Consider the following 24782-nt stretch of genomic DNA (forward strand, 5'->3'; position numbering starts at 1 on the left):
TCTCCTTTTGTGACGCAGCACCCAGCCTGCTGGGTTTTGTCATTTTTAGAGTTTAGATTGGCAGTGACTGCTCTGGCAATAAACAGGTAAGACTGAATACCCTGTCAGCTATTTAAATAGCTGCGGGAGGCAGTGGTGGAAGGCAAGTTTTTTAAAGCCAATAGCAAGTTTATCAAAGCCGCATTGGCGCTGGCGATCAGTTCCGTGTTTTACGGCTGCAGCGGAGGCAGTGGCGGTGGTGGTGAAGATCCTGCGCCTGTGGATACCACTCCGCCGAGCCTGACACTGACGCCCGCTAGCGGAGCCTCTATTGCAGCAACTGACACACTACTACTGGATTTTAGTGAAGCGGTGGCATTGGCGGATGTGTCCCTAAGTGGCGCTATTCAGGAAATGGGAGAGCTCTCTCAAGTCGATCAGGACACCCTGATCTTAACTCCGATTGTGGAGTGGACAGAGGGGCTAGAACTCTCCCTGACAATTGCCGCCCAGGATGCGGCCGGCAACCAGATGGCAGAGGTTGTCGCCCATTATACCGTGGAAGGAGTTGCCCCCTCTGTAGTCAGTGTATCCCCAGCACAGGAGCGCTTGGAGAAGGGTGGCGCAATCACGGTACAGTTTTCCAAGTCGATGGATCGCGACAGCCTGCAAATCAGCGGTTCCTTGCTGGATGATGAATACACTCTGACCTGGTCCCAGTCGCGCTTTAACGACGACACCTTGGTGATAGCTCCCAAGAGCCGCTGGCTGTCCGGGCAGGATCGCAGTCTGCAACTTGAAGCCAAAGACCTCGCTGGCCTGGATATCCCCGCTGAACAGCACAATTTTACTGTGCCATTGTACTTTGAGAATTTTGACAGTGCACAGGTCGTGATCGGCCAGGATAATTTTTCCAGTACTTTGACGGCCATCAATGCAAAAAATCTTGGTGAGGGCCCCCAGGGTTCCGCTGCCGTTACTGATGAGGGGAAGTTGTTCTTACCCGATTATACAAATAATCGGGTGTTAATTTTTAATTCGATCCCCACAAGCAATGGAGTGCCGGCTAATGCAGCGCTCAATAAAGATAGTCTCGACGATGGCACCGGGCGAGAGTTTGGTAGCCAGCCCACAAATATCAGTTTTGATAGCGGAAAACTTTTAATAAATTATTTTTCTGGCCCTTGGGACCACAGTATTTATGTTTACGATACTATTCCCGAAGATGGTCGGGCACTGCCTAGTGCCAAACTGCTGAAGGACAGCTGCCAGGGTAACGTCTTCGTATATTCCAGTGCGATGATTGCCAAGGGACGCGTATTCGCGGCCTCGTCGTCTATGGCTCGAGTGGCGGTATGGGATGACTTGCCCTCAATGGAAAATGCGGCACCGGATTGGCTGCTGGGCCAATCCACACTGGAAAACTGCACCGCTAACGACCGTGAGCAAGATGGCTCGATTCAGCAGCCCAGTGCTCGCACATTAGCTATGCCCGGAGATGTGTGGAGCGATGGAGAAAAGTTAGCCATCACCGACTCGGAAAATAACCGGGTACTTCTGTGGAACTCAATGCCTACTAGTAGCTTTGCTCCGGCGGATATAGTTCTGGGGCAAGCAGATTTTGTCAGTAATGAAAGCCAGCCCCCAAGTCGAAAAACCCTGAGTTTATTCGGACGGGGTATCTGGTCGAACGGTATTCAGCTATTTGTGGCGGACAGTGATAATAACCGAGTGTTGATCTGGAACCAGTGGCCACAGGAAAATTTCGCTCCGGCAGATGTTGTCTTGGGGCAGGGAGATTTTGATCGCAGTGCCTTCAACGACAGTAACCAAAATGGGGTTACTGACGAGGGGGAGTTGCCAAGTGCTGCTACGCTGAAATGGCCCGACGGTATTACCGCTTATGAAGATAAGTTGATTATCAACGACTCGGGCAATAACCGCTTTCTTATTTTCCAATCTCGCTAGTTTTCTCTGCTAAATGTACCGGGCTGGTAACCCGGTACAGGCAGACTTAGGGCGGTCTTCCTTCTATTGTTGCGGTCTGGCCCCATCGCAATGCTTCTCAGTTTTTCATCAGTTCTTGTTAGATGTCTGCTTTCTCCCCCCGCTACAGAGCAGTGGATGTAAAGCCGCTGTGCGCTCTGTCGCATTGCGGCGATGTGAAACATTACCACTGTCAGAGGTGATTGTTTCTGGACGGTGATGCTATAAAGGGGAACATCCTGATTCTGGAATGCTTCGCTGCTGTTGTGGTGATAAGCGCCATATTAATAATAAAGGAGAAGATGATGTCTGAAGTGCATACCCGCCCAGTCCCCCCCAGTTTTGCCGGCAACGCGCTTATTGGCGCAGAGGATTACGAGAGAATGTACCGCCAGTCGGTGGAGAGTCCCGAGGCGTTTTGGGCGCAACAGGCCAAGGACTTTTTACAGTGGGATAAGCCGTTCACCCAGGTTCTCGAGGAGGATCTACACAAAGGCCATACTGCCTGGTTTTCCGATGGCCAGTTAAACGTAACTGTAAATTGTATCGATCGGCACCTGGCCAACAGGGGCGAGCAGACCGCAATTCTATGGGAAGGAGATGATCCTGCTGATAGTAAGGCAATCAGCTATCAGAGCCTATACGAAAACGTCTGCCGCTTGGCAAATCTGCTGAAATCCCGTGGTGTTAAAAAAGGGGATCGGGTGTGCATCTATATGCCGATGATCCCGGAGGCTGCCTACGCCATGCTCGCCTGTGCCCGTATCGGCGCTGTGCACTCGGTAGTATTTGGCGGCTTCTCCCCGGTATCCCTGAAAGATCGTATTCTCGATTCTGATTGCCGTCTGGTGATTACCGCTGATGAAGCGGTCCGCGGCGGCAAGCGAGTGCCCCTGAAAGCTAATGTGGATAAAGCGCTGGCGGACTGCCCCAATGTGCATACGACGATCGTAGTTAAACATACGGGCACAGCGGTGGACTGGGACAGTAAGCGGGATATCTGGTATGGCGAATCCATCCGGGAGATGGAACCTGACTGTGCGCCTGAAGTGATGGGTGCAGAGGATCCGCTGTTCATTCTGTATACCTCGGGCTCCACCGGAAAACCCAAAGGGGTTTTACACACCACCGCAGGCTACCTGCTGATGGCCACCATGACTTTCAAATATACATTTGATTATCGTGAGGGAGAGGTTTTCTGGTGCACCGCCGATGTGGGCTGGATCACTGGGCACAGCTATATCGTCTATGGACCGCTGTGCGCCGGAGCCACCAGCCTGATGTTTGAGGGCGTGCCCACTTACCCGGATGCTTCGCGCTTTTGGCAGGTTGTGGATAAGCATCAGGTCAATACCTTCTATACCGCCCCGACGGCGATTCGCGCTCTGATGGGGGCTGGTGATGAGTTTGTAAAAGCCACTGATCGCAGCTCCCTGCGACTTTTGGGCACTGTGGGTGAGCCCATAAACCCGGAGGCCTGGGAGTGGTATTACAGCGTGGTGGGCGATGAGCGCTGCCCAATTGTGGACACCTGGTGGCAGACTGAAACCGGTGCGCAGATGATCACTCCACTGCCTGGTGCCATGGCTCTGAAACCCGGGTCGGCAACCCGGCCCTTCTTTGGTGTACAGCCTGCTCTACTGGATAGTGAAGGCCGGGAGATTGCGGGTGAGGGTGAGGGCTCTCTGGTGATTAAAAAGAGCTGGCCTTCCATGATTCGGGATGTGTACGGCAATCGCCAGAGAATGCTGGATACTTATTTTTCCGCATTCCCCGGTTATTACTTTACTGGCGATGGCGCCCGCCGCGATAGTGACGGTTATTACTGGATCACAGGGCGTATTGACGATGTGTTAAATGTCTCTGGACACCGCCTGGGAACAGCAGAGATTGAGAGCGCTCTGGTACTGCACAATGATACGGCGGAGGCGGCGGTGGTAGGTTATCCCCACGATATCAAAGGGCAGGGAATCTATGCCTTTGTAATGCTTAAATCCGGCCATGAACCCAGTGATGAGCTGAAAGCAGAATTAATTGAGCTCTGCCGCAAGGAGATAGGACCAATTGCCAAGCCTGACTTTATCCAATGGGCGCCGGCACTGCCAAAAACCCGTTCCGGCAAAATCATGCGGCGTATCCTGAGAAAGATTGCCTGCAATGAGTTGGACAATCTGGGAGACGTTTCCACCCTTGCCGATCCCACTGTGGTTGACGCATTGATTGATCACCGCGAAAATCGCTGACCATAGGTGTGGCGCGTGAAGGTTTTATTGGCCGGGCATAGCCCGGCCTTTTCATTGGGGCAAGAGGTTAAATTTCTCCCCGATTTTTGCGCCATTTTCAGCTAAATAGACAAGTAAATGCCTGCTGGTTTGCACAGTTAGTAACCCTCTAACTCCGGATAATGTTTTAAGGGTATTTACAGCTAAGGAGATTCCGTTTGGAACAGGGACAGTACCTCTGCGATCACTACCGCTTCGCTGCCGATCAGCGTCTCAAGGTTTTTAATTTTTTTGTTGTGTTAACCATGTTTGTTGAGGGTGGGATTTTCACTGCCATGGAGAAAGATTTCCACCCCCTAATCCTGGCGTTGCTGGGAGGATTTGTGGTCATACTGGTCACTGTATTTTGGTTGATGGACATTCGCAGCCGCCAGCTTCTCAAGCTTGCAGTTCCGGCACTGAAAACCCTGGAAATGGGATTCCCGGAGGAAGCGAGAATTTTTTCCAACGATGCCATTCGCCGAGGTGACTTGGCCCGTTACACTTTTGCTTTCAGGGTTTTGTTGGTGGGGCAGCTGTTCTTTGGTCTGGGCGTTGCTTCTTACGGTATTTATCACTGGTATATCGCTCCTTAATCCCAACCTTGCAGTGGCGGGTATGACTGCATGAAGTGAACTACCTGCCGCAACCTCTTCTTTCTCTCGCACGTCTAGAAGTCGGCGCGGTCCCGCTCTCTAGGCTATCTTGCAGAAGTATCCGCTTCCCTCCCAAGGTTTATACGATGCTTGATCATATCCGTCTTTATGTGCACAGCTATGAGCGCAGCAGGGATTTCTATCAGCAGGCGCTGATGCCATTGGGATATCAATTGGTGATGGAGTTTGATGACTGGGCTGGCTTTGGATGGGCAGATAAAGCGGAACTCTGGATTCGTGGAGGGACCAGCACCACTCCACAATTGCATATCGCTTTTCGCGCTGAAGAGCGGCAAGTGGTCAGGGAGTTCTATCGCCTGGCCCTGGAGGCCGGAGGCAAGGGCAATGGTGTACCGGCTGTCTACGAACAATATCACCCGGATTATTACGCCGCCTACGTACTTGATCCCGATGGACATAACCTGGAAGTGGTGTGTCATTTACCGGGGGACTTACAGGAATAAATCGATCGAGATTTGGGAGTAAATTATGAATGAGGCAACCCGAGCAAAATACTTGCCAATAGCGCTGGTCGTTGTAGGAGTGCTTTTTATTCTGGCGATTTACCCGATGATGATGTGGATTTGGCCTGAAGGGTGGGGTTGGACCCCGCGGCAGCCGGAATACGAGCAAATGATTATTGGTATTTATGTCACCCTGGGGGTGTTTTTAATACGCGCTGCAAAAAATCCCGCCGCAAATGCCAGTTTAATTTGGTTCACTATATGGTCCAGCCTTGTACACGCCGTCATTATGTTTGTGCAGGCATTGGTGGATAAAACAGAGCGAATCAATTTGATGGGAGATATTCCCGCACTTTTTTTGATTGCCGCTGTGCTTTGGTACCTTATGCCCAGGCAGGAAAAACCTGATTGAACAGTTTCTTTATTTTGACTTGTTAATAAATCTGAATTGCTCTTTCTGACTCACCGTTATTGATCTCTGCTATAAGAGCGATAACAAGGTCTAATTTCCCGCTTATTGTTCTCCCCTATAAGCTCTACTCCTGTAATAGAGATGGCAGTAGAGATAAATAATCCCATGAAATACTTACCCTTATTTGCATTAACTATCGGTCTGATAGGCGGTGCCAATGCAGAGACATTGACTCGTGATAATGGCGCCCCTGTCGGAGACAACCAGAACGCACAAACTGCTGGAGAAAATGGCGGTAATTTGCTGCAAGATGTCCAACTGATTCAAAAATTGCAGCGTTTTGCCCGTGAACGTATTCCCGAGCGTGTCGTTCATGCTCGTGGAACTGGTGTTCACGGTGAATTTGTTGCGACGGCTGACCTCAGTGATTTAACCCGCGCAGCGGTGTTTGAGCGCGGTAGTAAAACGCCAGTGTTTGTGCGTTTTTCAACAGTAATCCACTCAAAAGGTTCCCCGGAAACCCTGCGCGATCCCCGTGGATTTGCCACCAAGTTTTATACGGAAGAAGGTAACTGGGATTTAGTGGGCAACAATCTGCCGGTATTTTTTATCCGCGACGCGATTAAATTCCCGGATATGGTTCACTCCCTGAAGCCCTCCCCGGTGACTAATCAACAGGACCCCAACCGTTTCTTTGATTTCTTTAGCCATGTGCCGGAATCCACCCATATGCTGAGCTGGGTCTATTCCGATTACGGTACACCGGCTAACCTGCGCCAGATGGATGGCTGGGGTGTTCACGCCTATAAATTTATCAATGACAAGGGTGAAGTGAACTATGTGAAATTCCACTGGAAAACCCGCCAGGGAATCAAGAACCTGACTGCGGAAGAGGCAGCGGAAATTCAGAGCAAGGACTTCAGCCACGCAACTCGCGATATGTATGCTGCGATTGAAAAAGGCGAGCACCCCCAGTGGGATCTGTTTATTAAAGTACTGAAGCCCTCCCAGCTTAACAGCTTTAATTACAACCCGCTGGACGCCACCAAAATGTGGTTGGACGTGAAGGAAACTAAAGTGGGCACCATGACACTCAACCGTGTGCCCACTAATTTCTTCCAGGAAACTGAGCAATCCGCGTTTGCGCCAGCCAATATTGTTCCGGGTATTGAGCCTTCGGAAGACCGCTTGTTACAGGGTCGCGTATTCTCATACTCCGATACGCAAATGTATCGCCTGGGGGCCAACCACCAGCAATTGCCTATCAACCGTCCCCGTGTTGCAGTAAGTAACTGGAACCAGGATGGGGCGGGTAATTACGGCCAACAGACTTCAGATGTGAACTATCAGCCGAGCCGTATTGATGCGCGCACCGAGGACCCCAAAGGTCTTTATAGCAACAAGGCATTGAATGGCAGCACCCAGCAAAAGGCCATTGAAAAGAAACTGCCTTTTGCCCAGGCGGGTGCTTTCTACCGCAGCCTGAGCCCTGAAGAGCGCCAGAATCTGATTGAAAACCTCGCTGGTGATCTGGGTAAAGTGAGTGATGAAAACACTAAGCACATTATGCTGAGTCACTTCTACCAAGCGGACAAGGACTACGGACAGCGCTTAACCAAAGCAGTTGGTGGAGATCTGGATCGCGTGAAAAAACTGGCCCGGTAATTTTTACGCAGGTGCGGGCGACCTCTGTCGCCCGCTAAATTTATACAGGTGAAATTATGAGATCATTTTTATTCGCACTACTCTTTCTCACCCTGGGGGTTCAGGCAGGGGAGCCGGAAAAAACGGAATCTGATTTTACCGAACTCTCCCAGTATTATTTTGCCGCAGCCAGGATTGGTGATACCGAGGTGCTGCGTGAATTTTCGCAAGCGGGTTTCCCCCTGGATGTACGCAGCCCGAAAGGTTATACGGCACTGATGATTGCCACTTACAACGGCAACGGGGAGGCTGTGGACTACCTGTTGCAGAGAGGTGCAGATGCCTGTGCCCAGGATCGCCGTGGCAATACTGCCCTGATGGCAGCGATTTTTCGCGGTGAGTTTGCCCTTGCACGAACCCTACTAAAGCAGGATTGCGATTCGCAGCAGGTGAATAAGGCCGGCCACTCCGCAGAGGATTTTGCCGAAGTTTTTGGTCGTGACCAAATGGTTCAGCTATTGCAGCAACAGCGGGCAAATGGCGACTAAGACAGTTTTTTGTGCGGTTGGCATTGGATGGTGTCACCGCTCCTGTCCTGCGTGAAATCCTCTTGAGTTGGCCGCTTTAGCTTGCGGCACATTTCTCAGTTTGTCCCCGCCCCCGCGACCGCGTTAGCATAGCCAGCTGCAATCCAGTTGGTACCCACTATGACCTCGAATCATCATCCCTATGAAGCCCTCACGCCGGACGTGGTGATCGACTGTGTCGAGACTACCGGGCTGATTTCCGATGCGCGTATTTTCCCTCTAAACAGTTATGAAAACCGCGTCTATCAGGTGGGTATTGAGGATGCCGAGCCGTTGATTGCCAAGTTCTATCGCCCGGGGCGCTGGAGTGATGAGCAGATAATGGAGGAGCACCAGTTCACTCTGGAGCTGGCAGAGGCCGAAATTCCTGTGGTGGCACCGATACAGTTTGATGGGCGCACCCTGATGGAGTCCGCTGGATTCCGTTTTGCGCTTTTCCCCCGACGGGGCGGTCGCCAGTTGGAGCTGGATAACTTTGATCACCTGGAGCAGGTGGGGACCATGTTGGGTCGCATTCATGCGGCCGGCAGCGCCAAACCTTTCAGCTATCGCCCATCCCTCACTTTGCAGCGATTCGCAATTGATAGCCGGGAATTTATCCTGAATGGAGATTTCCTGCCACGTGAGAACCAGGAGGCCTACGCTTCCGTCACGGGCCACATTATCGAACAGATAGCCCCGCTGTTTGAGCGGGACTGGGATATGCTGCGCTTGCACGGTGATTGTCACAGTGGCAACTTTCTGTGGCGGGATGAGACTCCCTGGTTTGTGGACTTGGACGACTGCCTGATGGGGCCGGCGATCCAGGATATCTGGATGTTGATTTCCGGCAATCGTGCAGAGCAAACCGCTTACCTGGATGCAGTGTTGGAAGGCTATGAAACCTTCTATAGTTTTGACCCCCAGCAATTGCAACTGGTGGAGCCTCTGCGCTGCCTGCGGCAAATGCATCACGCCGCCTGGTTAGCGCGACGCTGGCAGGACCCGGCTTTTCCCCAGGCGTTTCCCTGGTTTAATACCGCCCGCTACTGGGCAGAGCATATACTGGCATTGCGCGAGCAGCAGTCGGCGCTGCTAGAACCCCCGTTGACCCTGGGGGCTGTGTAACATGGAGAAAGCAATAATGGATGCGACATGCACCGAGGCCGAGGCGGATCTGATTTGGGAGAAGATTCGTATAGAGGTGGCCCAACAAGTAGAGCGGGAGCCGATCCTGGCCAGCTTTCTACACGCGACCATCCTGAATCACAACTCCCTGGAGGCGGCGCTTAGCTTTCACCTGGCCAACAAGCTGGACAATGCGGTGGCACCGGCGCTGTTAATTCGCGAGGTTATCGATGAAGCACTACAAGCTGACCCTTCCATAGGGCATGCGGCGCGAGCGGATTTGAACGCTATTTACCTGCGGGATTCCGCCTGCCACTCCCTGCACGATCCCTTCCTGTACTTTAAGGGCTTCCACGCCTTGCAAGTTCACCGCGTGGCCCATTGGCTGTGGCAGCAGCAGCGCCGCTCCCTGGCGATGTTCCTGCAACATCGCGTCTCTGTGGTATTTAGCGTGGATATCCACCCAGCTGCGCGCTTGGGCGAAGGCATACTGCTGGATCATGCTACCGGCATTGTGATTGGTGAGACTGCAGTGGTGGAAAATAACGTTTCCATTATGCAGTCCGTCACTTTGGGCGGTACCGGTAAAGAGAGTGGTGATCGCCATCCGAAAATCCGCCATGGGGTTTTAATTGGTGCGGGCAGTAAGGTGCTGGGTAATATTGAAATTGGCGAGTGCGCCCAGATTGCCTCCGGCAGTGTAGTGCTGAAATCGGTACCGGCAAAAGCATTGGTGGCCGGTGTGCCGGCAAAAGTTGTCGGGGCGGCTACCTGTGCTGAACCGGCGTTATCCATGGATCAGTGTGCCCTGTCGCAAGTACAGAAGTAAGGCTTGTGGCCCCGTAGTGAACACTGGCTGCGGGGTTGGATCACTGGGGAAATGATGCAACGGCACTGTTCTTGGCACTATCCTTTGACTCATGAAATATAGTCTCAGCGCGAAAAATCTTACCTGCCGAAATTTGGAGGCTTATGCGGACTACCGCGCGAGCCTGGTAACTCCCGATTGCACCAAGGAAATTACAGGTATTGTCCGCAGTGATAGCGGCCTGCCTTCCATTGGGCTCAATCAGGTGATTTCCAATATGGTAATGCCGCCGCGCATTATTCAACGTTTTGCGCTGGATTATTTTGCCGAGCGTCACAGCCCCTTCACCCTTTGGCACAGTGCCTCAAAACCCCTGGATAATGACGCTTTGGATGAACTCGGACTAAAGCGGCGCCAGTCCCTGGTAGCTATGGCCGCCGAGATACCCCGACTCAGTACTGCTGAGATTCCGTTGGTGGAACAGCTGACCATTAGTGTAGTGAAAAAGGGGGCCTTGCCTGATTACGGCGCGGTGCAGGCAGCGGCGGCAGGGGAGCAGGAGGGGGCGCAGTTGGCGCACTTTTATCAGGACCTGCAAGAAATTCCCGAGCAGCGACGCGGGCGACTGAAATTGTTTCTCGCTAACCTGGATGGTGTGCCGGTGGCTGCCGGTTGCCTGTTTGCGGCAGCGGATGCATTGGGGCTCTATGACCTGGTGACGCTTCCGGACTATCGGGGGCGCGGGATTGGCCGGGCTCTGTTCAAGCATCTGCTAACTGCTGCCCAGGGCAGCCACCATAAAAATCTGGTGGCTTTGGTGCCGGCTGATCGCCAGCAGCTATTGCTCGATAGTGGCTTTTTTGCGGTTGGTGAGGTTGCCCGCTATCAATACACTCCGGCGCAGGCGGCCGCTAAGCCCGACTGAAAGGGAAGGCGATAACTTCCTCAATCGATCGGTAACCGTCTTTTAACATCAGCAGTCGGTCGACTCCCAGCGCGACCCCGGCGCACTCGGGCATGCCTTGATCCAGGGCCGCAATCAGACGCTCTTCAAAGGGGTGTAAAGGGCGCTGGTTATTGCGGCGGTATTCCAGATCTTTTTCAAAGCGGCGCTGCTGTTCCGCGCTGTCGGTCAGCTCCCAATAGCCATTGGCCAGTTCCAATCCACCCACATAGGCTTCGAAACGCCTGGCTACGGGCGTCCCCTGTTCGTCCGCCACCACTTTTGCCAGTGCCGCTTGCTCTGCGGGGAAGTCGTACAGCAGGGTGATGCCCTCACTCATGGTGGCTTCCAGGCGGTGGCTCATCAGCAGGTCCAGGCACTCACTGCGTTCACGGGGTACAAAAGACAATTCCATTTCCCGCTTAACGCAGGAAATCAGCTCGGCTTCGCTGGCACTGTGGGGGTCCAGTTGCAGCTCTTGTAAAAACAATTCCCGGTAACTGAGGGACTGGACCTGGTCCGTCGCCAAAATACCGCAGAGCAGCTTGGCGACCTCCTCCATCAGTTGGTGATCGTCCCAACCGCAGCGGTACCACTCCAACATGGTGAACTCGGGGTTGTGTCGACCGCCGGATTCGCCCTGGCGAAAAGCCTTGCCCAAGTAGTAGCAATCTCCGAATCCTGCGGCGAGTAAACGCTTTAAACCAAATTCGGGGCTGGTGGCCAGGTAGGCGTTTTCGCCCCGGCACTCTGTGGTGATGGACTCGATATGGGGGTCGCTGGTGGCGCGCTGGGATAGCACCGGAACTTCGGCTTCCACAACGTTTCGCCCAGCAAAAAATGTGCGTATTTCAGCGAGTAGTGCAGCGCGTTGGCGCAGGGCTGCAATAGTGGCGGTGGGGCGCCAGGTATCTGTGCTCATGGGGAGGTAGCTCTAGACGAGCGGCCGTAGGCCGCTCGGGGGAGGAGGTGCTTAGTCTTCCTTGGCACGGCCCAGGTATTCGGCGGTGCGGGTGTCTACCTTGATGGTTTCACCGATTTCCAGGAACAGAGGAACCTTCACAACAGCGCCGGTAGCCAAAGTGGCCGGCTTGGTGCCGCCCTGGGCGGTGTCTCCGCGCAGGCCCGGATCGGTATCGGTAATCTCCAGGATAACGTGGTTGGGCGGAGTAACTGCCAGCGGAGAGCCGTTGTACAGAGTTACAGTGCAGATATCCTGCTCTTTGAGCCATTTTGAAGCATCGCCCACAGCATCGCTGCTGGCTTGGTGCTGCTCAAAAGTCTCGGGCTCCATGAAATGGTAAAACTCGCCATCGTTGTACAAGTATTCCATTTCGCGATCCATCACGTCCGCCGCTTCCAGGCTTTCACCGGAGCGGAAGGTGCGTTCCCATACACGACCGGTTTTCAGGTTGCGAAGCTTCACGCGGTTGAACGCCTGGCCCTTACCAGGTTTGACGAATTCGTTTTCCACGATTGAGCAGGGGTCGCCGTCCAGCATCACCTTGAGGCCGCCCTTGAATTCGTTAGTGGAGTAACTAGCCATAGCAAATAGAGCCCTTTAAGTCATTTATCTATATGATTTTTAACGAGTTTTTTGTTTCTAGCCGATTCCGGCCAAGGCTGGGCTAACGCCCTCCGCTTCCGCCACAAATGGTAGCCGCAGGTAACTCGTCTGGCTGGGGAAAAGAGACTTCACCGCCAGCCCTGCATGATGGAGCGGGATTATACAGGAGGGTGGGAGCTTGAACGAATACCAGAGAGAAATGGAGGGGAGGCGCTCCGGTTGTTATAGCCAAGTTGCAATTGTTGGGGCAGTCGGCAGTGCAATGGGCTTTAGCCCATTGCACAAAAAGCACTTAACTTAATGGGTCGTCCCCGCCGCCATAACCTTTTCTCTGCATGCGGCGCACAAAGTAGGCAAAAGTCGCTTGTGTGCGTTTTTCCTGGAGAATCCAGTCGTGGGCTTCGCGGCCCAGTTCGGGATCAATATCCTGGATGGTGCCGGCGGATTCAGCCAGTATTTGCAGCTTGGCAGCGCGCTCGCACTGAACCGCCATTACACAGGCTTCCTCTACAGAGCGACAGGCCATAATCAGGCCGTGGTGCCCAAGCAGGATTGCGCGTTTGTCTCCAATAGCTGCGGAAATCAGCTCACCCTCACTGTTACCTACGGGTACACCCGGCCAGTCTTTAAGGAAGGCAATATCCTCATACAGCATGCAAGCGTCCATATGGGAAATCTTTAGCGGGCGTTCCAGCATGGAAAGCGCACACACGTGCATGGGGTGAGTGTGCACAATGCAGTTCACATCGGGGCGCGCCCGGTAGATCCAGGAGTGAAAGCGGTTGGCGGGATTGGCCATCCCCTCTCCGGACAGTACTTCGAGGTCTTCGTTGACCTCCAATAAATTGGAAGAGGTAATTTCATCGAAGCCGAGACCCAGGCGCTGGGTGTAATAGGTTCCGGGCTTTTCTGCACGGGCAGTAATTTGCCCAGCCAGACCGGAGTCGTGACCATCGTTAAATAAAATACGGCAAGTCAGTGCCAGCTTTTCTCTCAGTGACCACTCGGGTGTGCTGAGGTGCTGTTTCATCGCTTTGCTGGCCCGTTCAACCAGTTCGCTCTTTGCCAGTGATAGTGTTTCAGCCATGTTTATCTCCAATTCTCACAGCAAGTTATTTTAATTTCACAAAAATTGAATAAATATTCCTTTTCTATTTCTCAATCGTGAAATTATTTTTAAAAACCTAACTCTTAATGTTTCGATCTTTGTCGAATTTATGTTGGTGGCATATCCCTATGCCCAAGCTTTCTCCAACAACACCTGTGAGCGGGTTGATAACTGCTTGATAATTAAGCGGGTACTGCTTGTGGCTGTTCTCGCTTGGAAGCGCGATAGGCCGTTTCAATCGAATCGAAAAATTGCAGGCGGGCTTCTACCAGATGGCGTCCGGCCTCGAGCATAATGTCGAGTTGGCTGGGGTCCTTTGAGCCTATATCAACCATAATGTCCCGGATGGTTTCCGCATGTCCATCGTCACACTCGATATGCAAAAGGAAAAATTCCATTTCCTTGTCGGCAACGCCACAGGAGCGGAACCCGGCCACGATATCAGTGTATAGATCGGGTACCAGAGCTTCAGCCCCCAGGCATAAAGCCCCCAATCCAGCGCTGGCCCTGAGGTCGCGACAGTTTTTGAACATGGTATCGATCAAGTGTTGGGTGCCCGGTAAAGTTTCTGCGTTTTCCAGGGTCAACCCAAAGTGCTCAAGGGTCTCGCGGTAAATTACCGCATGAGGTTTGGGACTGTCTGGCTCCAGGCCCAATTCCTCCATTAGATTTTCAGCAAGCTCCAGAACTTCATGATTGCTTGGTAGGTTGGCCATCATGGCGCATAAATATCTAACGAAAAAACCACTATAGATACCCTGCTGGACCAAAAATATTTTCAGTTCTTCTAGAGTGATAGATCCTTCACGACAGCGTTTTAGAAAAGGATGTGCGCGAGTTTGCTCTATAAGTAGGTCTTTGTTTGCTTCAAGCAATTCAAGCTGCATTTCCATCGAGTAATTCCTTTTTGTAATTCTAAACTTACTGTTTGAACACCTTTCCGGTGTGTTACTTATTTCTTGATAGAGCCTACCTTTGGTAAGCCGGCAAAATAGTTTTATTTGCCGGCGGTTAAACTAACACTGGATTATCCCTATTGTGAATAGGGGAATTATGAATTTTTCGATATTTTGTTGGCAGTTTTTGAAGTTGCTTTTCGTTAACAATTAAAATTTTACTAATAATATATTTTATTTTTTGCTTTATCCTTTTTAGTTTTTTTCATGGTGATAGTTATTTGTATCCTGAACTGGTTTAAAAGTGTCTACTGGGTTGGGTTTTAACACTTGCGATGGTTGCCACTATCAGTTAGGGGTGGCCGTTAAAAATAAGAGTGAATGCTTGCTATTCGCTGAGGTGGATGAATGCTGTTTGGTGGTAAAGAAGAGTAAAGCATCTCTTAAGCTGATTTTTATTTTTAGAATTTTTTCTGTTAGCGGGTGAGGGGCTCTGAATAATTGCGTGAATTGTTTTTCAAGCCTCTTAGGGTGGGTCTAATATCTGTAGCCTTTAAGCCTCACGGGGTCACCCATAGGTTGCCTTGATAACTGTATTCTTCAGTTGTGACATACCAAGGAATAGATATATCTACTAATTCGCAGAAGAGGATTGTCAGCGATGGCTTTCACGATTTCCGTTGCTGGGTAATCGCTTGAGTTGGTGTCTGCTGGGTCAATGGTGTATGTCGAGAGGCGGGGATAGCTGAAGGGGATCTGTTACAATTTGTTATTTTGCAGTGTACCTCATGATGGCGTCATCGGCCCCCGACATACAACTTATCGACACACAGGAATCCCGCCGTTGGCAGGATGAGATGTCTGATTTGGTCACAGAGCCGGCAGAGTTAATTCACCTGTTGCAGTTGGACTCAGGTCAATTGCCGGATGCTTTAAGGGCAGCGTCAGGCTTTTCCCTGCGTGTGCCGCGGTCTTTTATTCGCAGAATGCGTCCAGGTGATCCCAATGACCCCTTGCTTTTGCAGGTTTTACCTGGTGCATCGGAGTTGCAGCAGGTACCGGGATTTAGTTCAGATCCTTTGCAGGAAGCCGAAGCCAACCCCTTGCCCGGCGTGGTACATAAGTATCATGGGCGATTACTGCTGATCGCCGCAGGGCAGTGCGCAGTAAATTGTCGCTACTGTTTCCGCCGGGAGTTCCCCTATGGTGATAATCACCTGAGCCGCAAACAGGGCTTGGCCGCCCTAGGGTATATTCGCTCACGCACAGAATTGCGTGAAGTTATATTGAGTGGCGGTGATCCCTTGGTGCTGAATGATCGCCAGCTCGCCTGGTTGTCAGGAGAGCTGGCCCAGATTGTTCACCTGGATAAGCTGAGAATCCACAGTCGCTTGCCAATTGTCGCACCGAGCCGGGTAAACCGGGAGATGTTGGAGTGGTTTACTGGCTCTCGCTTAAAGCCCGTATTGGTATTGCACTGCAATCATGCCAATGAGATTGATAGTGAAGTCAGGTCAGCTCTACTGCGTTTGCGCGAGTCAGGGGTCACCCTGCTCAATCAGGCAGTATTGCTAAAGGGGATAAATGATAGTGTTACTGCACTGGAGGCACTCAGTGAGTCCCTGTTTGATGCCGGTGTGTTACCTTACTATCTCCACCAGCTGGATCGGGTTAATGGAGCTGCCCACTTTGAAGTGCCTGACCAGCAGGCCCTGGAAATCATTGAACAGCTGCGCCATCGTGTACCCGGCTATCTGGTGCCGAAATTGGTTCGTGAAATCCCCGGTGTTCCGTCTAAATCCCCCGTATTGTAACTCCTTGCCTCGAATCTTTTTTAATCAGCAGGCTGTCAGGCAGTATTCCTCAGGGAGCGGCACCAGGTAATAGGTGCCGCTAAAAGTAGTTACTATGGTGAGTCCAATCACCAGTCCAACTGCCATTACAGCACCCGCACTGCGATCCAGGGCTGCAGTCGAAAATTTTTCTCGAAATATCCACCGTAAACCACAGGCGAGATGAGTAAAGAAAGCTGCCACTGCCAGGGTGTAGTAGGGGGCAAAAAATAGTGGGTAGGCTTGTGGTTGCAGGCCGGCTGCAGCAAAAAAGAAATTTGTGTCCAGGCCCTGTACCAATCTGCCATACATTACCGCCGAGATATGGAACATTAAAAAGAATGCCAGATAGCCGCCGGATACTGCTTGGGCATGATCAAAAAATCCGCGGCGCTGCCCCCACCTTTTTACAATAAATGTAATCCCCGATCCCACCTGGAAAAGGGCACAGGCCAATAGCAATGGCTCGATAATTTGAGTCCGGTAAATTTGTCTGAAACTCTGCATAAAGCTGATATGGGCTTCAATACCGCTAAGGGCTACCAGGTGATTAGTGATGTGGGAGAGTACATACAAGCTGATTATAAGGGCGGAAAGCCGGTGTAGTGTGTGAAGCATTGGCGGAACTCCTTTCTGCCATTGGCTATCGATTTCATTGTTTCTCTATCGTTAGCTTTAAAGTGTCTATCTACTATTTGGCTAAATTGAAAATCCGTACTGCCAATCATATCACTCCATTAGTTTTCATTGCAGATGGTTTTGAGGCTTGCCTGCAATCGATCATGAATCTCTACCTTCAATTTTTGCGTGATATCCGATGTTTATTGTGACAGTTTCTATGTTTTATTTATTTTCATAAAAAAATTGCCTGAAATTGATAGATTTTTTGTGAAATGAACAGTTATGTTTTCTATTTACAGGTAGGCCAGTTCAGACTCCCGGTTTGTGTTTCTCGGAAACTAAGATTTCGGAGGATTGTTGTTAAGGTAAGTTAAATGATGTATTTGTAAAAGGAGTTTAATTTTTGGTTGCCTTATCCTTTTTTAATTAAGGGACTGTTATTTTTTGTTGTGCTTGATCAACCGGGTTGCATTTTAATGCACGAAGCGTTAATAAATTGACTCAAAGAGAAAAGGTATTCTCTTTTTGTCATATGCCAAAGTTATTATCCAGGGGTTTTTAGCGGATAAATGTGAAGATGTTTTTGTAATAAAGTTGGAGAAGGAATTTTGCGCCCGAAAAAGGAAGTTATTCAGGCCCTGCCAGAAATGTTGAATGCACAGACGATCCAGCAGGTTAAGGAGCGCGTACAACGTTCCATTAGTGCAATAGGATTTGATTATTATCTTATTGGATTGGAAGATCCAGCCGGAGCGCTCGATCAGTATTCGGTAGAAACCAATTACCCCAACGACTGTATCGAGAGCTATAGCCGGCAAAAATGGGTAACCCGCGATCCGGTCGTACGCCATTGCCGCCAGTCGCCAATCCCCATGATTTGGCACCGGGCACATTTTCCCGGTGAAGCTGGTCGAATATATGAGGAGTCCGAATCCCACGGTATTGCCTCCGGTGTTTCCACGGCACTGCGCGGCGCCAGGCAGAGCCGGTTGATGATGATTTCTGTTGCCAATGGTGCCACTTACACTCCACAGCTCGGCGGTTGGTTACAGGAAACCATGCCGATGATTCAACTGCTCGCTTCATACGCTTATGAGGCGATCAGCCGTATTGATCAGGGGGCCGCCGCAATTGAAATAGGGCTCACCCGCCGCGAAGGGGAGTGCCTGCATTGGGCGGCAGTGGGCAAGACATCCTGGGAGACTTCCAGGATTCTTGGCTGTTCCGAGGCCACTGTGAATTTCCATATTCGCAATGTGATACAGAAACTCGGTGTTTCCAACCGACGCCAGGCTGTAGCCAGGGCACTCTCCATTGGTTTAATCAGACCTTAGGCTAACACTACGCCGGCGCGCGCTGTTTGCTGACCGATAAAGCTGCGAAGTTCCTGCCGCTTGAGTTTGCCACTGGGGGTACTGGCAATATCCTCTACGAGCTCAATGCGGTCGGGGCAAAGAGCGCGGGGATGCAGGTGCTCTCGAATTCTTTTCATCAGGTCGTTCACCAGTGCGGTTGCCGAGTAGCCGCTATTATTGGCTACCACATAAGCGCGCAATCGGGTCAGCCCTTCGTCCGTTTCGATAGGCAGGGCCGCCGCTTTGACTACCCGTTTATCGGTGAGTAAAAACTCCTCAAGTTCCTGAGGGCTTACCCAGTGTCCAGCCACTTTAATTCGCTCACTGTCGCGGGAAATAAAATGAAACCCGTCATTACCTCGCGTGAAAAGATCACTGGTTGCAAAGGGCTGCTTTGCAGTTTGTAGTTCGCCGGTAGCGGGTGCCAGGTAGCCGAGCATCAGGCAGCCCTGGGATAAAGACAGACTTATATCGCCACCGTCACCGTGAGGGGTTTCTGTGTAGCGAAATCCCTCCACTTTTTGCAAAGCCCCTTCAGCACCTGCCAATTCGGATAAATAGGGAGCGAAGGTTTCAGTCGTACCAATTGAGTCGAGAATTTGTGCGCCGCTCCAGGCCTGCCAGCGTCTGCGTACTACAGGAGGTAATCTCTCACCGGCAGAGAGTGACAGTCGTAAATGCTCTAGCTGATATTCGCGTTCCGCGCGGGACATTAATAAATGATAGAGGGTTGGTACGGCGAGAAATACACTGACTTTTTCCGCTTCGATAACCTCGAGAAAATCGGTGTGCTGTTTCCACTGGGGTAACATAATTGCAGTGCCACCCCGGCTCAGGGGAACGTGCAGCCCCTGCAAACCAAAGGAAAAGAAGGGGCCGGTACTGGCAAGTACCCGGTCCTCTGCACGGATATTCCACAGTGGGCGACTGACTGTGCGCTCGAACTCCCAAAAAGAGCGGTGGCTGTGCACACAGAGTTTCGGTTTCCCGGTGGAGCCTGAAGTGGCCAGCACCAGGGCGGGTCTCAGGTCCAGGTCTGCCGCTAGCCGACTGATTTCACTGGTCTCCACCGGCCCCACTTCCAGGTTGTCCAAGTCCTCTATTGATGACATAGGCTCGAAAGGTGCGCGCAGGTTTGAGCCATCCACAGTGGGATCTGCCAGGATCACTTTGGGGTCAAAATCCTCCCATAAATTGCGGTAGTGTCCCTGGGGCAGGGCCGGGTGAACCATAAATGGAAGGTGGCCGCTGCGCATGGCCGCCAGCCAGTAAACGGTATTTTCCAGTGTGGCCCCGCCCACCAGAGCGATGCGCTGCTGGGTGCGGCTACCGGCCAGATGTAAGTTCAGATCAATGGCTGCGGCAAAGGTCAGCTGTTGCAATTTTCGGTAACTGACACTGCGACGACCGGAGGGTCCGATTTCAATCAGCGCAGGGTAGTCGCCCCGGCCATCGCGAACATGGCGGTCGACCAGCAGGTCGACACATCCTTGATTGGAATCTAGTGGGTTCACGGCAGGGCTCCTCCTTAATTGCCTGCTGGCACCAGCAATTGAGCTGGCGCACTATGTTTTTGGTGCAGCGCTGAGCTGCATTTCCAGCGATTTTTTATAGGGCCAATTCCGGCTCTTGTTGGCTGAGAGTCAATGAGCGGGCGAAGCCGTTTTCCGATAGCACGTCATCGCGGAATACGCTTTGCAGTTGCATCAGGGTTATGGCGGGGTTGGAGCGCTGGAATACATTGCGCCCAACACAGATGCCTCCGGCCCCAAACTCGACTGTCGCCGCAGCCAGCTCGATTAACGCGCGTTCACCTGCCAGGGCACCACCGGCAAATAACACGGGTGTGTGGTCCTGAATTCCGTCGATAAGCTCGGGGATGCGTTGCAGGTTTTGCGGTGCCGCCACTTTGAGTGCATCGACGCCCAGCTCTACAGCGGCGCGCATAAAGTGACGCAGGCGCTCAAGGCCCTGGGCATCGCTGCCCTTGTCATAAACCATATTCAGCACTGGCATTCCCCAGGCGTGGGCTTCATCCACAACGTGGCCGATCAAGCGCAAATTGTGGGATGCGGTTGCTGCGGAGAAATTGGTTTGGATCGAAACGGCATCAGCCCCCAGGCGCACTGCAGCTTCCACGGTGGTGACCAGCTGTTTGAGGTCCGGCTGCTCATCGGTGCAGACCGAACCATTGAGGTGAATAATCAGCCCACAGTTCAGCTTGCCGCCGAGACGCTCCGCCAGGCCCTTGTGCAGGACAATGCCAGTTACCGCGTCTGTGTCGAGCCAGCTGAGCATTTCATCCGGCCGATGGATACCGGCAATAGGGCCCATAGTCAGGCCGTGATCCAGGGGGACCACCAACGCTTTGCCGGATTGAGGGTCTACAAAGCGCTTCCAGCGCCTATTTCGTGCCATTTCAGTCATTGAAATTTCTCCTTAACTTTTGAGCTGGCGGTTAGGCGTCGGAGAGCACCGCGCGAATCGGCCTGCTCAGTATTTTGCGAGTGGGTATGGCGCTGGCGACAGCTGCAATCACTACCACGGCGCAAGCAGTTGCCAGGTAAATGGGAATGACCCAGGCGAGATCGACGGGAATAGCGTTAGTTGAGCCCGGCGGTGTCCACATAATTTGTGCAGCGCGCACTGCCCAAACAATCGCAGCGGTGATGGCGATACCCAGGGCCGTGGCGGCCAGGGCCAGCCAGCTGTTTTCCAGAGCCGTCAGTGTCAGCACAAATCGGCGGGTAAAACCCAGGCTGCGCAGGGTGGCGAACTCCCGTGAGCGTTGGGAAAAGTTCATATAGCTGGCATTCAACAGGCTGGTAAAGCCAATGGCGCAGGCGATGATTGCAATAAAGTTGAGGAAGCCGCTTAGCACCGCTTTAAATTGGTGGTAAAAAGCGGCGCGATCGGACCACAGGAATACCTCGATATCGCTGAGTCCCGCCTGATGCAGCTGTTCCTTGATTCGGGCCTGTGCCCTGCTGACATCGGCTGTATCGCGGAGTAAAACGTGATACTCACTCACGTCGGAAGTGTTCAGCAGGGCCTGGGCATCGGCCATTGGCAGAACTACGAGTCGGTCATTTATCTCTTTAATACCCCAGTCCATGATGCCGGTGGGTACCGCGCGTATTGCGTTGACCCTGGCGGTTCCACGGGTGGTGGCGGTCAGCTCCAACGGTCCGGGCGGGCAGTTGATGGGGCGTGACTCAGGGGTGTCCCCAGGTTGCAGCGGCGCAAAGCCCACCGAGGGAATTTCGCAGCCGAGTATCGCTGCCAGCCCCTGGCCAAGTATCAGGGGTTCAGCGCGGGTTTCCATCCACAGTGGAGTGCCCGCTACCACATCGTACTCATAGGCAGGCCCCTTGATTGTGCGGATTTCCTGCACATCCTGGCCGATACCGGCGAAGATACTGCTTACCTGGGCATTGGAGACCATGCCGGAAATACGCAGGATACGAGCGCTGGCGACAACGTCTGGATCAGATGCCAGCACTGAGCTGATATCCTCTTGCAGCTCGGAGGTAAGCGGCAACTGCCCAGCACCCTCGACCTGCCTAGCTAGGTCCGAACCGGGCCTTTCAATCACCAGGTGGCCTCGTGCACCCCAGTGCATAAAGGCATCGCGAATCAGCTCCACACTGGACTGGGTGTAGCCGGCCAGAAGGCACAGAGCGAGTACCGAGATACTCATTACCACAAAAGTGCCCAGGGTTTTGCGTCCCTGGCGCCACAAATTGCGCAGGGACATTGTCAGCAATAATTTAGCGGTCATGTCGGTTCCTAAAGAGTCATCAGTGTGTCGACGGTAAACAGGCTTTCCGGCGGGTTGGCCAGTGATACCTGGGCGTACTCAAGTACGCTGTAGCGGTCGGGAAAGTTCGCGTTGACGATCTTCATCTGCGACACAAAAGGCTGTTTCCTATCTCCCACCTGCACTTGATTGCCGTACTCAAACAGGGCGATTTTGAGGGGCATACCGCTGGCGGTGAGGAATTCCGCTTTCACTCCCAGCAGAGTGTTTTTATCGAGGTAATAAACGATGGATTCATAGGTGGCGCTGTCAGTAGCAGCGGTGAGTTTCAGCTTGTGGCAGGGCGTCCCATTAATTTCAGCGCTACCCAGATATTCCGGCGTGTAGTCGCGGGCATACTGGGTGGAGGCGATATCGCCGTTGGCTGCCTCACCTACGAGTCGTTGTTGCGGGCTGATACTGATGGGTTTGCGCAGTCCCGGTTTGGCGTACCACATGGCGCGGGAGGCGATAAGTATTTTCTCACCCCGGTAACGTCTGGGCGCAGTTGTCATAGCCAGGGCCCGTCCATCCCGCACGGCGATATCGTAATCGGTCTCGGTGGCGCCGGCGGGGTCTTCAGTATGAATGCGCAACTTCCACTGGTAGCTGCCCCAGCCTCCACGCGCCAGGTCTGCCTCGCGCAGCCAGTGGCGCATGACTTCCTCATCTGGAGTGGCGGTAGCTGTCACTTCCACTGGCTCCATTGCCTGGGGTTGCATGGGGAACAGGGTCAGGGCCAATACCACACTGGCTGTGGCAGAAAGTAATTGGGTGAGCGGCACACTGCGGCGCCCGGGGCGAACTTCTCCGCCAACCTTTTTGCGCGCTGTAAGCAGGGCTCCGAGAGTGATACCGGCTCCGACACAGGCAATTGCGCCGAGGGCAGTAGACAGTGGAAGGTCTAGGTCCAGCCGGGCCGCTTCAGAGATACGCGGCAATTGAGTTTCAACACCGGCGGCGCCGAGGGCAAGCATCGCAATATAAGCCGAAATGGTGGCGACCACTGCTGCAGCGATGGTGGTTAGAAGGCTCTCCCTGACAAACAGGCCGGCGATGCGTTTACGGCTAAAGCCGAGCGAGCGCAGCATACCGATTTCACGGGTGCGATCGGCGACATTCATCGCCAGGGTGTGCTGGATGGTGGTGAGGGCAATAGTGAACACCACCAGGCCGGTAAAGGCGAAGACCATGTTAAAGAAACCCATAAAACTGGTGTAGAGCTGGCCGATCTGGGGGTGATCCCATGTGGTCACTTCAAAGCGGCCCGGCGCCTTGTTCTCCAGGTCTGCCGCCAGTTGCTGGCGGAATGGGCCACTGTGCTGGCGATCGTCGAGTTGAATCACCACCCTGGAGACGGCATCGGTATCGTAGAGGGATTGTAGAAGCGCCAGCGGTGCCTTGAGCCCCTTGTCTTCGATAGCTTCAATACCGGTGGAGAAGTCACCGAGTAGGGGCGCCTCGATTGCATTGATCCGGTTGGCGTAGGAAGCACTGAACATCTGCAGCTCGGTGCCTTTGGGGGGATAGCCGAGCAGATCCTGCAGTTGGGTGGTAAGGAGCAGCCCATCCTCCGGCGGTGGAGTGGCGGCCAGGGGGCTGGCCTCTTGCAGCGCTCGTTCAAAAGCCGGGTCTATGCCCCGGGCCAGGAATACGGCATTTTCATTGCCTGCCTGCACTACTCCCACGCCGGCCAACTGGTTGGAGGCGCGCAGGAAGTGGGGCAGCTCGGCGCTCACCCTATGGATCAGGGCCTGCTCACTTTTATCCAGCGAATACTGGGCTGGGGAGGCGGCCAGCTGTTCAGGGCCATCGGTGCGATACACCTGCACATGGGCATTGGCGTCGCGATAGATTACGACCGAGGCCAGTGACCCTTCAACGAAGCGGATATAGCTGAGAAACATCAGCACCGCAAACAAACCTACGGCCACCGCTATCACAGTGGCGAAGGTGCGCCTGCGGTCGCGGTACAGGTTGCGAAAAGCCATTGACCACATCACGCCACCTCGCTTTCGTCAGTTTTTAAGCTGGTCAGCGGAGCTTCAGCGGCACTGTCGGTCAGGCGGCCATCGCGAAGCTCCACTACACGTTTGACGTGTTGCAGCAGACGCTGGTCGTGAGTGGAAAAGACAAAGGTGACGCCCTGCTCCCGGTTCAGCTGTTTCATTAACTCCACTAGGGAGAGGGCGCTGGCGGTGTCCAGGCTGGCGGTGGGCTCATCTGCCAGTATCAATTTTGGTTCTGTCACCAGTGCCCTGGCCACTGCGACCCGCTGCCGCTGGCCGCCGGACAGCTGGTCCGGGCGGAAGCCGGCAAAGCGACTCAGGTTAACAGCGGCCAGGGATGCCTGGGCGCGCTGACGCATTTCCGTCTTACTCAGTCCGTGCAGGTAGAGGGGCAGCATGACATTTTCCAATGCGCTCAATACCGGCACCAGGTTGAAGTTCTGGAAAATAATGCCGTAGGTGCGGGAGCGCAGGGTATCCAGGTCGCGATCGTTGAGTTTGCTGACCGGTTGACCGGCCACGCGGATCTCGCCAGAGGTAGCGCTGTCGAGGCAGCCGATCAGATTCAGCATGGTGGTTTTACCGCTACCGCTGGGTCCGGTTATCGCGACAAAGTCGCCTTTTTGCACGGTAAAGTTGACGTTGTTGAGGGCGGTTACTTCGACTTCGCCGAGCAGGTAGCGCTTGGTCACAGATTCAAATTCGACCAGGTTCATCTTGTTCTCCATTTTTTCGCTCTATTCGTGTG

The 24782-nt window shown here is 53.0% G+C and carries 22 protein-coding genes; 12 read left to right on the forward strand and 10 right to left on the reverse strand.

Annotation, left to right across the window (positions count from 1 at the left end):
- Positions 1 to 135: 135 nt before the first annotated feature.
- From BTJ40_RS01715 to BTJ40_RS01760, 10 genes are all read left to right on the forward strand, one after another.
- On the forward strand, positions 136 to 1947 hold the full coding sequence (locus BTJ40_RS01715; RefSeq protein ID WP_157953856.1) for an Ig-like domain-containing protein: 1812 nt from the start codon (positions 136 to 138) through the stop codon (positions 1945 to 1947).
- Positions 1948 to 2270: 323 nt separating this feature from the next.
- On the forward strand, positions 2271 to 4208 hold the full coding sequence (gene acs / locus BTJ40_RS01720; RefSeq protein ID WP_108731501.1) for an acetate--CoA ligase: 1938 nt from the start codon (positions 2271 to 2273) through the stop codon (positions 4206 to 4208).
- 197 nt (positions 4209 to 4405) lie between these two features.
- A complete protein-coding gene (locus tag BTJ40_RS01725) occupies positions 4406 to 4822 on the forward strand; it encodes a hypothetical protein (RefSeq protein WP_108731502.1) in 417 nt (138 codons plus the stop codon).
- A gap of 146 nt (positions 4823 to 4968) precedes the next feature.
- Positions 4969 to 5346: a VOC family protein gene (locus BTJ40_RS01730; protein WP_108731503.1), complete on the forward strand. Its 378-nt coding sequence runs from the start codon at positions 4969 to 4971 to the stop codon at positions 5344 to 5346.
- A 25-nt stretch (positions 5347 to 5371) separates the two neighbouring features.
- Positions 5372 to 5758: a DUF6632 domain-containing protein gene (locus BTJ40_RS01735; protein WP_108731504.1), complete on the forward strand. Its 387-nt coding sequence runs from the start codon at positions 5372 to 5374 to the stop codon at positions 5756 to 5758.
- A gap of 165 nt (positions 5759 to 5923) precedes the next feature.
- A complete protein-coding gene (locus tag BTJ40_RS01740) occupies positions 5924 to 7423 on the forward strand; it encodes a catalase (RefSeq protein WP_202862847.1) in 1500 nt (499 codons plus the stop codon).
- A 56-nt stretch (positions 7424 to 7479) separates the two neighbouring features.
- The gene (locus BTJ40_RS01745) at positions 7480 to 7950 is read left to right on the forward strand and encodes an ankyrin repeat domain-containing protein (protein WP_108731506.1); all 471 of its coding nucleotides are present in this window, start codon (positions 7480 to 7482) and stop codon (positions 7948 to 7950) included.
- Between the two features lie 159 nt (positions 7951 to 8109).
- Positions 8110 to 9096, forward strand: a complete 987-nt coding sequence (locus BTJ40_RS01750; RefSeq protein WP_108731507.1) for a serine/threonine protein kinase — start codon at positions 8110 to 8112, stop codon at positions 9094 to 9096.
- Position 9097: 1 nt separating this feature from the next.
- The gene (gene cysE, locus BTJ40_RS01755) at positions 9098 to 9925 is read left to right on the forward strand and encodes a serine O-acetyltransferase (protein WP_369974267.1); all 828 of its coding nucleotides are present in this window, start codon (positions 9098 to 9100) and stop codon (positions 9923 to 9925) included.
- A 91-nt stretch (positions 9926 to 10016) separates the two neighbouring features.
- The gene (locus BTJ40_RS01760; RefSeq protein ID WP_108731508.1) at positions 10017 to 10829 is read left to right on the forward strand and encodes a GNAT family N-acetyltransferase; all 813 of its coding nucleotides are present in this window, start codon (positions 10017 to 10019) and stop codon (positions 10827 to 10829) included.
- Here BTJ40_RS01760 and epmA read toward each other — a convergent pair.
- The 4 genes from epmA to BTJ40_RS01780 form a co-directional block, all read right to left on the reverse strand.
- Positions 10816 to 11769: an EF-P lysine aminoacylase EpmA gene (epmA, locus tag BTJ40_RS01765; RefSeq protein ID WP_108731509.1), complete on the reverse strand. Its 954-nt coding sequence runs from the start codon at positions 11767 to 11769 to the stop codon at positions 10816 to 10818. The genes BTJ40_RS01760 and epmA overlap by 14 nt on opposite strands.
- 51 nt (positions 11770 to 11820) lie before the next feature.
- On the reverse strand, positions 11821 to 12393 hold the full coding sequence (gene efp, locus BTJ40_RS01770) for an elongation factor P (protein ID WP_108731510.1): 573 nt from the start codon (positions 12391 to 12393) through the stop codon (positions 11821 to 11823).
- A 313-nt stretch (positions 12394 to 12706) separates the two neighbouring features.
- Entirely contained in the window at positions 12707 to 13501 is a 795-nt protein-coding gene (locus BTJ40_RS01775) for an aldolase (protein ID WP_108731511.1), read from the reverse strand.
- 203 nt (positions 13502 to 13704) lie between these two features.
- Positions 13705 to 14415, reverse strand: a complete 711-nt coding sequence (locus tag BTJ40_RS01780; protein ID WP_108731512.1) for a TenA family transcriptional regulator — start codon at positions 14413 to 14415, stop codon at positions 13705 to 13707.
- A 791-nt stretch (positions 14416 to 15206) separates the two neighbouring features.
- On the opposite strand from BTJ40_RS01780, the gene epmB reads away from it, so the two are divergent.
- A complete protein-coding gene (epmB, locus tag BTJ40_RS01785) occupies positions 15207 to 16232 on the forward strand; it encodes an EF-P beta-lysylation protein EpmB (protein ID WP_369974268.1) in 1026 nt (341 codons plus the stop codon).
- A gap of 24 nt (positions 16233 to 16256) precedes the next feature.
- Here epmB and BTJ40_RS01790 read toward each other — a convergent pair whose 3' ends face one another.
- Entirely contained in the window at positions 16257 to 16868 is a 612-nt protein-coding gene (locus BTJ40_RS01790; protein ID WP_108731513.1) for a hypothetical protein, read from the reverse strand.
- A gap of 611 nt (positions 16869 to 17479) precedes the next feature.
- Here BTJ40_RS01790 and BTJ40_RS01800 point away from each other — a divergent pair.
- Positions 17480 to 18205, forward strand: coding sequence for a LuxR family transcriptional regulator (locus BTJ40_RS01800; protein WP_108731515.1), 726 nt, complete (start codon positions 17480 to 17482; stop codon positions 18203 to 18205).
- On the opposite strand, the gene BTJ40_RS01805 is transcribed toward BTJ40_RS01800, so the two are convergent.
- The 5 genes from BTJ40_RS01805 to BTJ40_RS01825 form a co-directional block, all read right to left on the reverse strand.
- On the reverse strand, positions 18202 to 19740 hold the full coding sequence (locus BTJ40_RS01805; RefSeq protein ID WP_108731516.1) for an AMP-binding protein: 1539 nt from the start codon (positions 19738 to 19740) through the stop codon (positions 18202 to 18204). The genes BTJ40_RS01800 and BTJ40_RS01805 overlap by 4 nt on opposite strands.
- A 94-nt stretch (positions 19741 to 19834) precedes the next feature.
- A complete protein-coding gene (locus BTJ40_RS01810; RefSeq protein WP_108731517.1) occupies positions 19835 to 20653 on the reverse strand; it encodes a class I fructose-bisphosphate aldolase in 819 nt (272 codons plus the stop codon).
- Between the two features lie 31 nt (positions 20654 to 20684).
- Complete coding sequence (locus BTJ40_RS01815) at positions 20685 to 22007, reverse strand: ABC transporter permease (protein WP_108731518.1); 1323 nt, start codon at positions 22005 to 22007, stop codon at positions 20685 to 20687.
- An 8-nt stretch (positions 22008 to 22015) separates the two neighbouring features.
- Positions 22016 to 24025 carry an outer membrane lipoprotein-sorting protein gene (locus BTJ40_RS01820; protein WP_108731519.1) on the reverse strand — a complete coding sequence of 670 codons (2010 nt, stop codon included), beginning with the start codon at positions 24023 to 24025 and terminating at the stop codon, positions 22016 to 22018.
- The gene (locus BTJ40_RS01825; RefSeq protein ID WP_108731520.1) at positions 24025 to 24750 is read right to left on the reverse strand and encodes an ABC transporter ATP-binding protein; all 726 of its coding nucleotides are present in this window, start codon (positions 24748 to 24750) and stop codon (positions 24025 to 24027) included. Before BTJ40_RS01825 ends, BTJ40_RS01820 begins: the two co-directional genes overlap by 1 nt.
- Between the last annotated feature and the right edge of the window lie 32 nt (positions 24751 to 24782).

The organism is Microbulbifer sp. A4B17 (genome assembly GCF_003076275.1).
GTDB lineage: Bacteria > Pseudomonadota > Gammaproteobacteria > Pseudomonadales > Cellvibrionaceae > Microbulbifer.

Coding starts and splice junctions, on each gene's coding strand:
- acs (WP_108731501.1), top strand. CDS start 2,271: ATGTCTGAAGTGCATACCCGCCCAGTCCCCCCCAGTTTTGCCGGCAAC.
- BTJ40_RS01730 (WP_108731503.1), top strand. CDS start 4,969: ATGCTTGATCATATCCGTCTTTATGTGCACAGCTATGAGCGCAGCAGG.
- BTJ40_RS01735 (WP_108731504.1), top strand. CDS start 5,372: ATGAATGAGGCAACCCGAGCAAAATACTTGCCAATAGCGCTGGTCGTT.
- BTJ40_RS01740 (WP_202862847.1), top strand. CDS start 5,924: ATGAAATACTTACCCTTATTTGCATTAACTATCGGTCTGATAGGCGGT.
- BTJ40_RS01745 (WP_108731506.1), top strand. CDS start 7,480: ATGAGATCATTTTTATTCGCACTACTCTTTCTCACCCTGGGGGTTCAG.
- BTJ40_RS01750 (WP_108731507.1), top strand. CDS start 8,110: ATGACCTCGAATCATCATCCCTATGAAGCCCTCACGCCGGACGTGGTG.
- cysE (WP_369974267.1), top strand. CDS start 9,098: ATGGAGAAAGCAATAATGGATGCGACATGCACCGAGGCCGAGGCGGAT.
- BTJ40_RS01760 (WP_108731508.1), top strand. CDS start 10,017: ATGAAATATAGTCTCAGCGCGAAAAATCTTACCTGCCGAAATTTGGAG.
- epmA (WP_108731509.1), bottom strand. CDS start 11,769: ATGAGCACAGATACCTGGCGCCCCACCGCCACTATTGCAGCCCTGCGC.
- efp (WP_108731510.1), bottom strand. CDS start 12,393: ATGGCTAGTTACTCCACTAACGAATTCAAGGGCGGCCTCAAGGTGATG.
- BTJ40_RS01775 (WP_108731511.1), bottom strand. CDS start 13,501: ATGGCTGAAACACTATCACTGGCAAAGAGCGAACTGGTTGAACGGGCC.
- BTJ40_RS01780 (WP_108731512.1), bottom strand. CDS start 14,415: ATGGAAATGCAGCTTGAATTGCTTGAAGCAAACAAAGACCTACTTATA.
- epmB (WP_369974268.1), top strand. CDS start 15,207: ATGATGGCGTCATCGGCCCCCGACATACAACTTATCGACACACAGGAA.
- BTJ40_RS01790 (WP_108731513.1), bottom strand. CDS start 16,868: ATGCTTCACACACTACACCGGCTTTCCGCCCTTATAATCAGCTTGTAT.
- BTJ40_RS01810 (WP_108731517.1), bottom strand. CDS start 20,653: ATGACTGAAATGGCACGAAATAGGCGCTGGAAGCGCTTTGTAGACCCT.
- BTJ40_RS01815 (WP_108731518.1), bottom strand. CDS start 22,007: ATGACCGCTAAATTATTGCTGACAATGTCCCTGCGCAATTTGTGGCGC.
- BTJ40_RS01820 (WP_108731519.1), bottom strand. CDS start 24,025: ATGTGGTCAATGGCTTTTCGCAACCTGTACCGCGACCGCAGGCGCACC.
- BTJ40_RS01825 (WP_108731520.1), bottom strand. CDS start 24,750: ATGAACCTGGTCGAATTTGAATCTGTGACCAAGCGCTACCTGCTCGGC.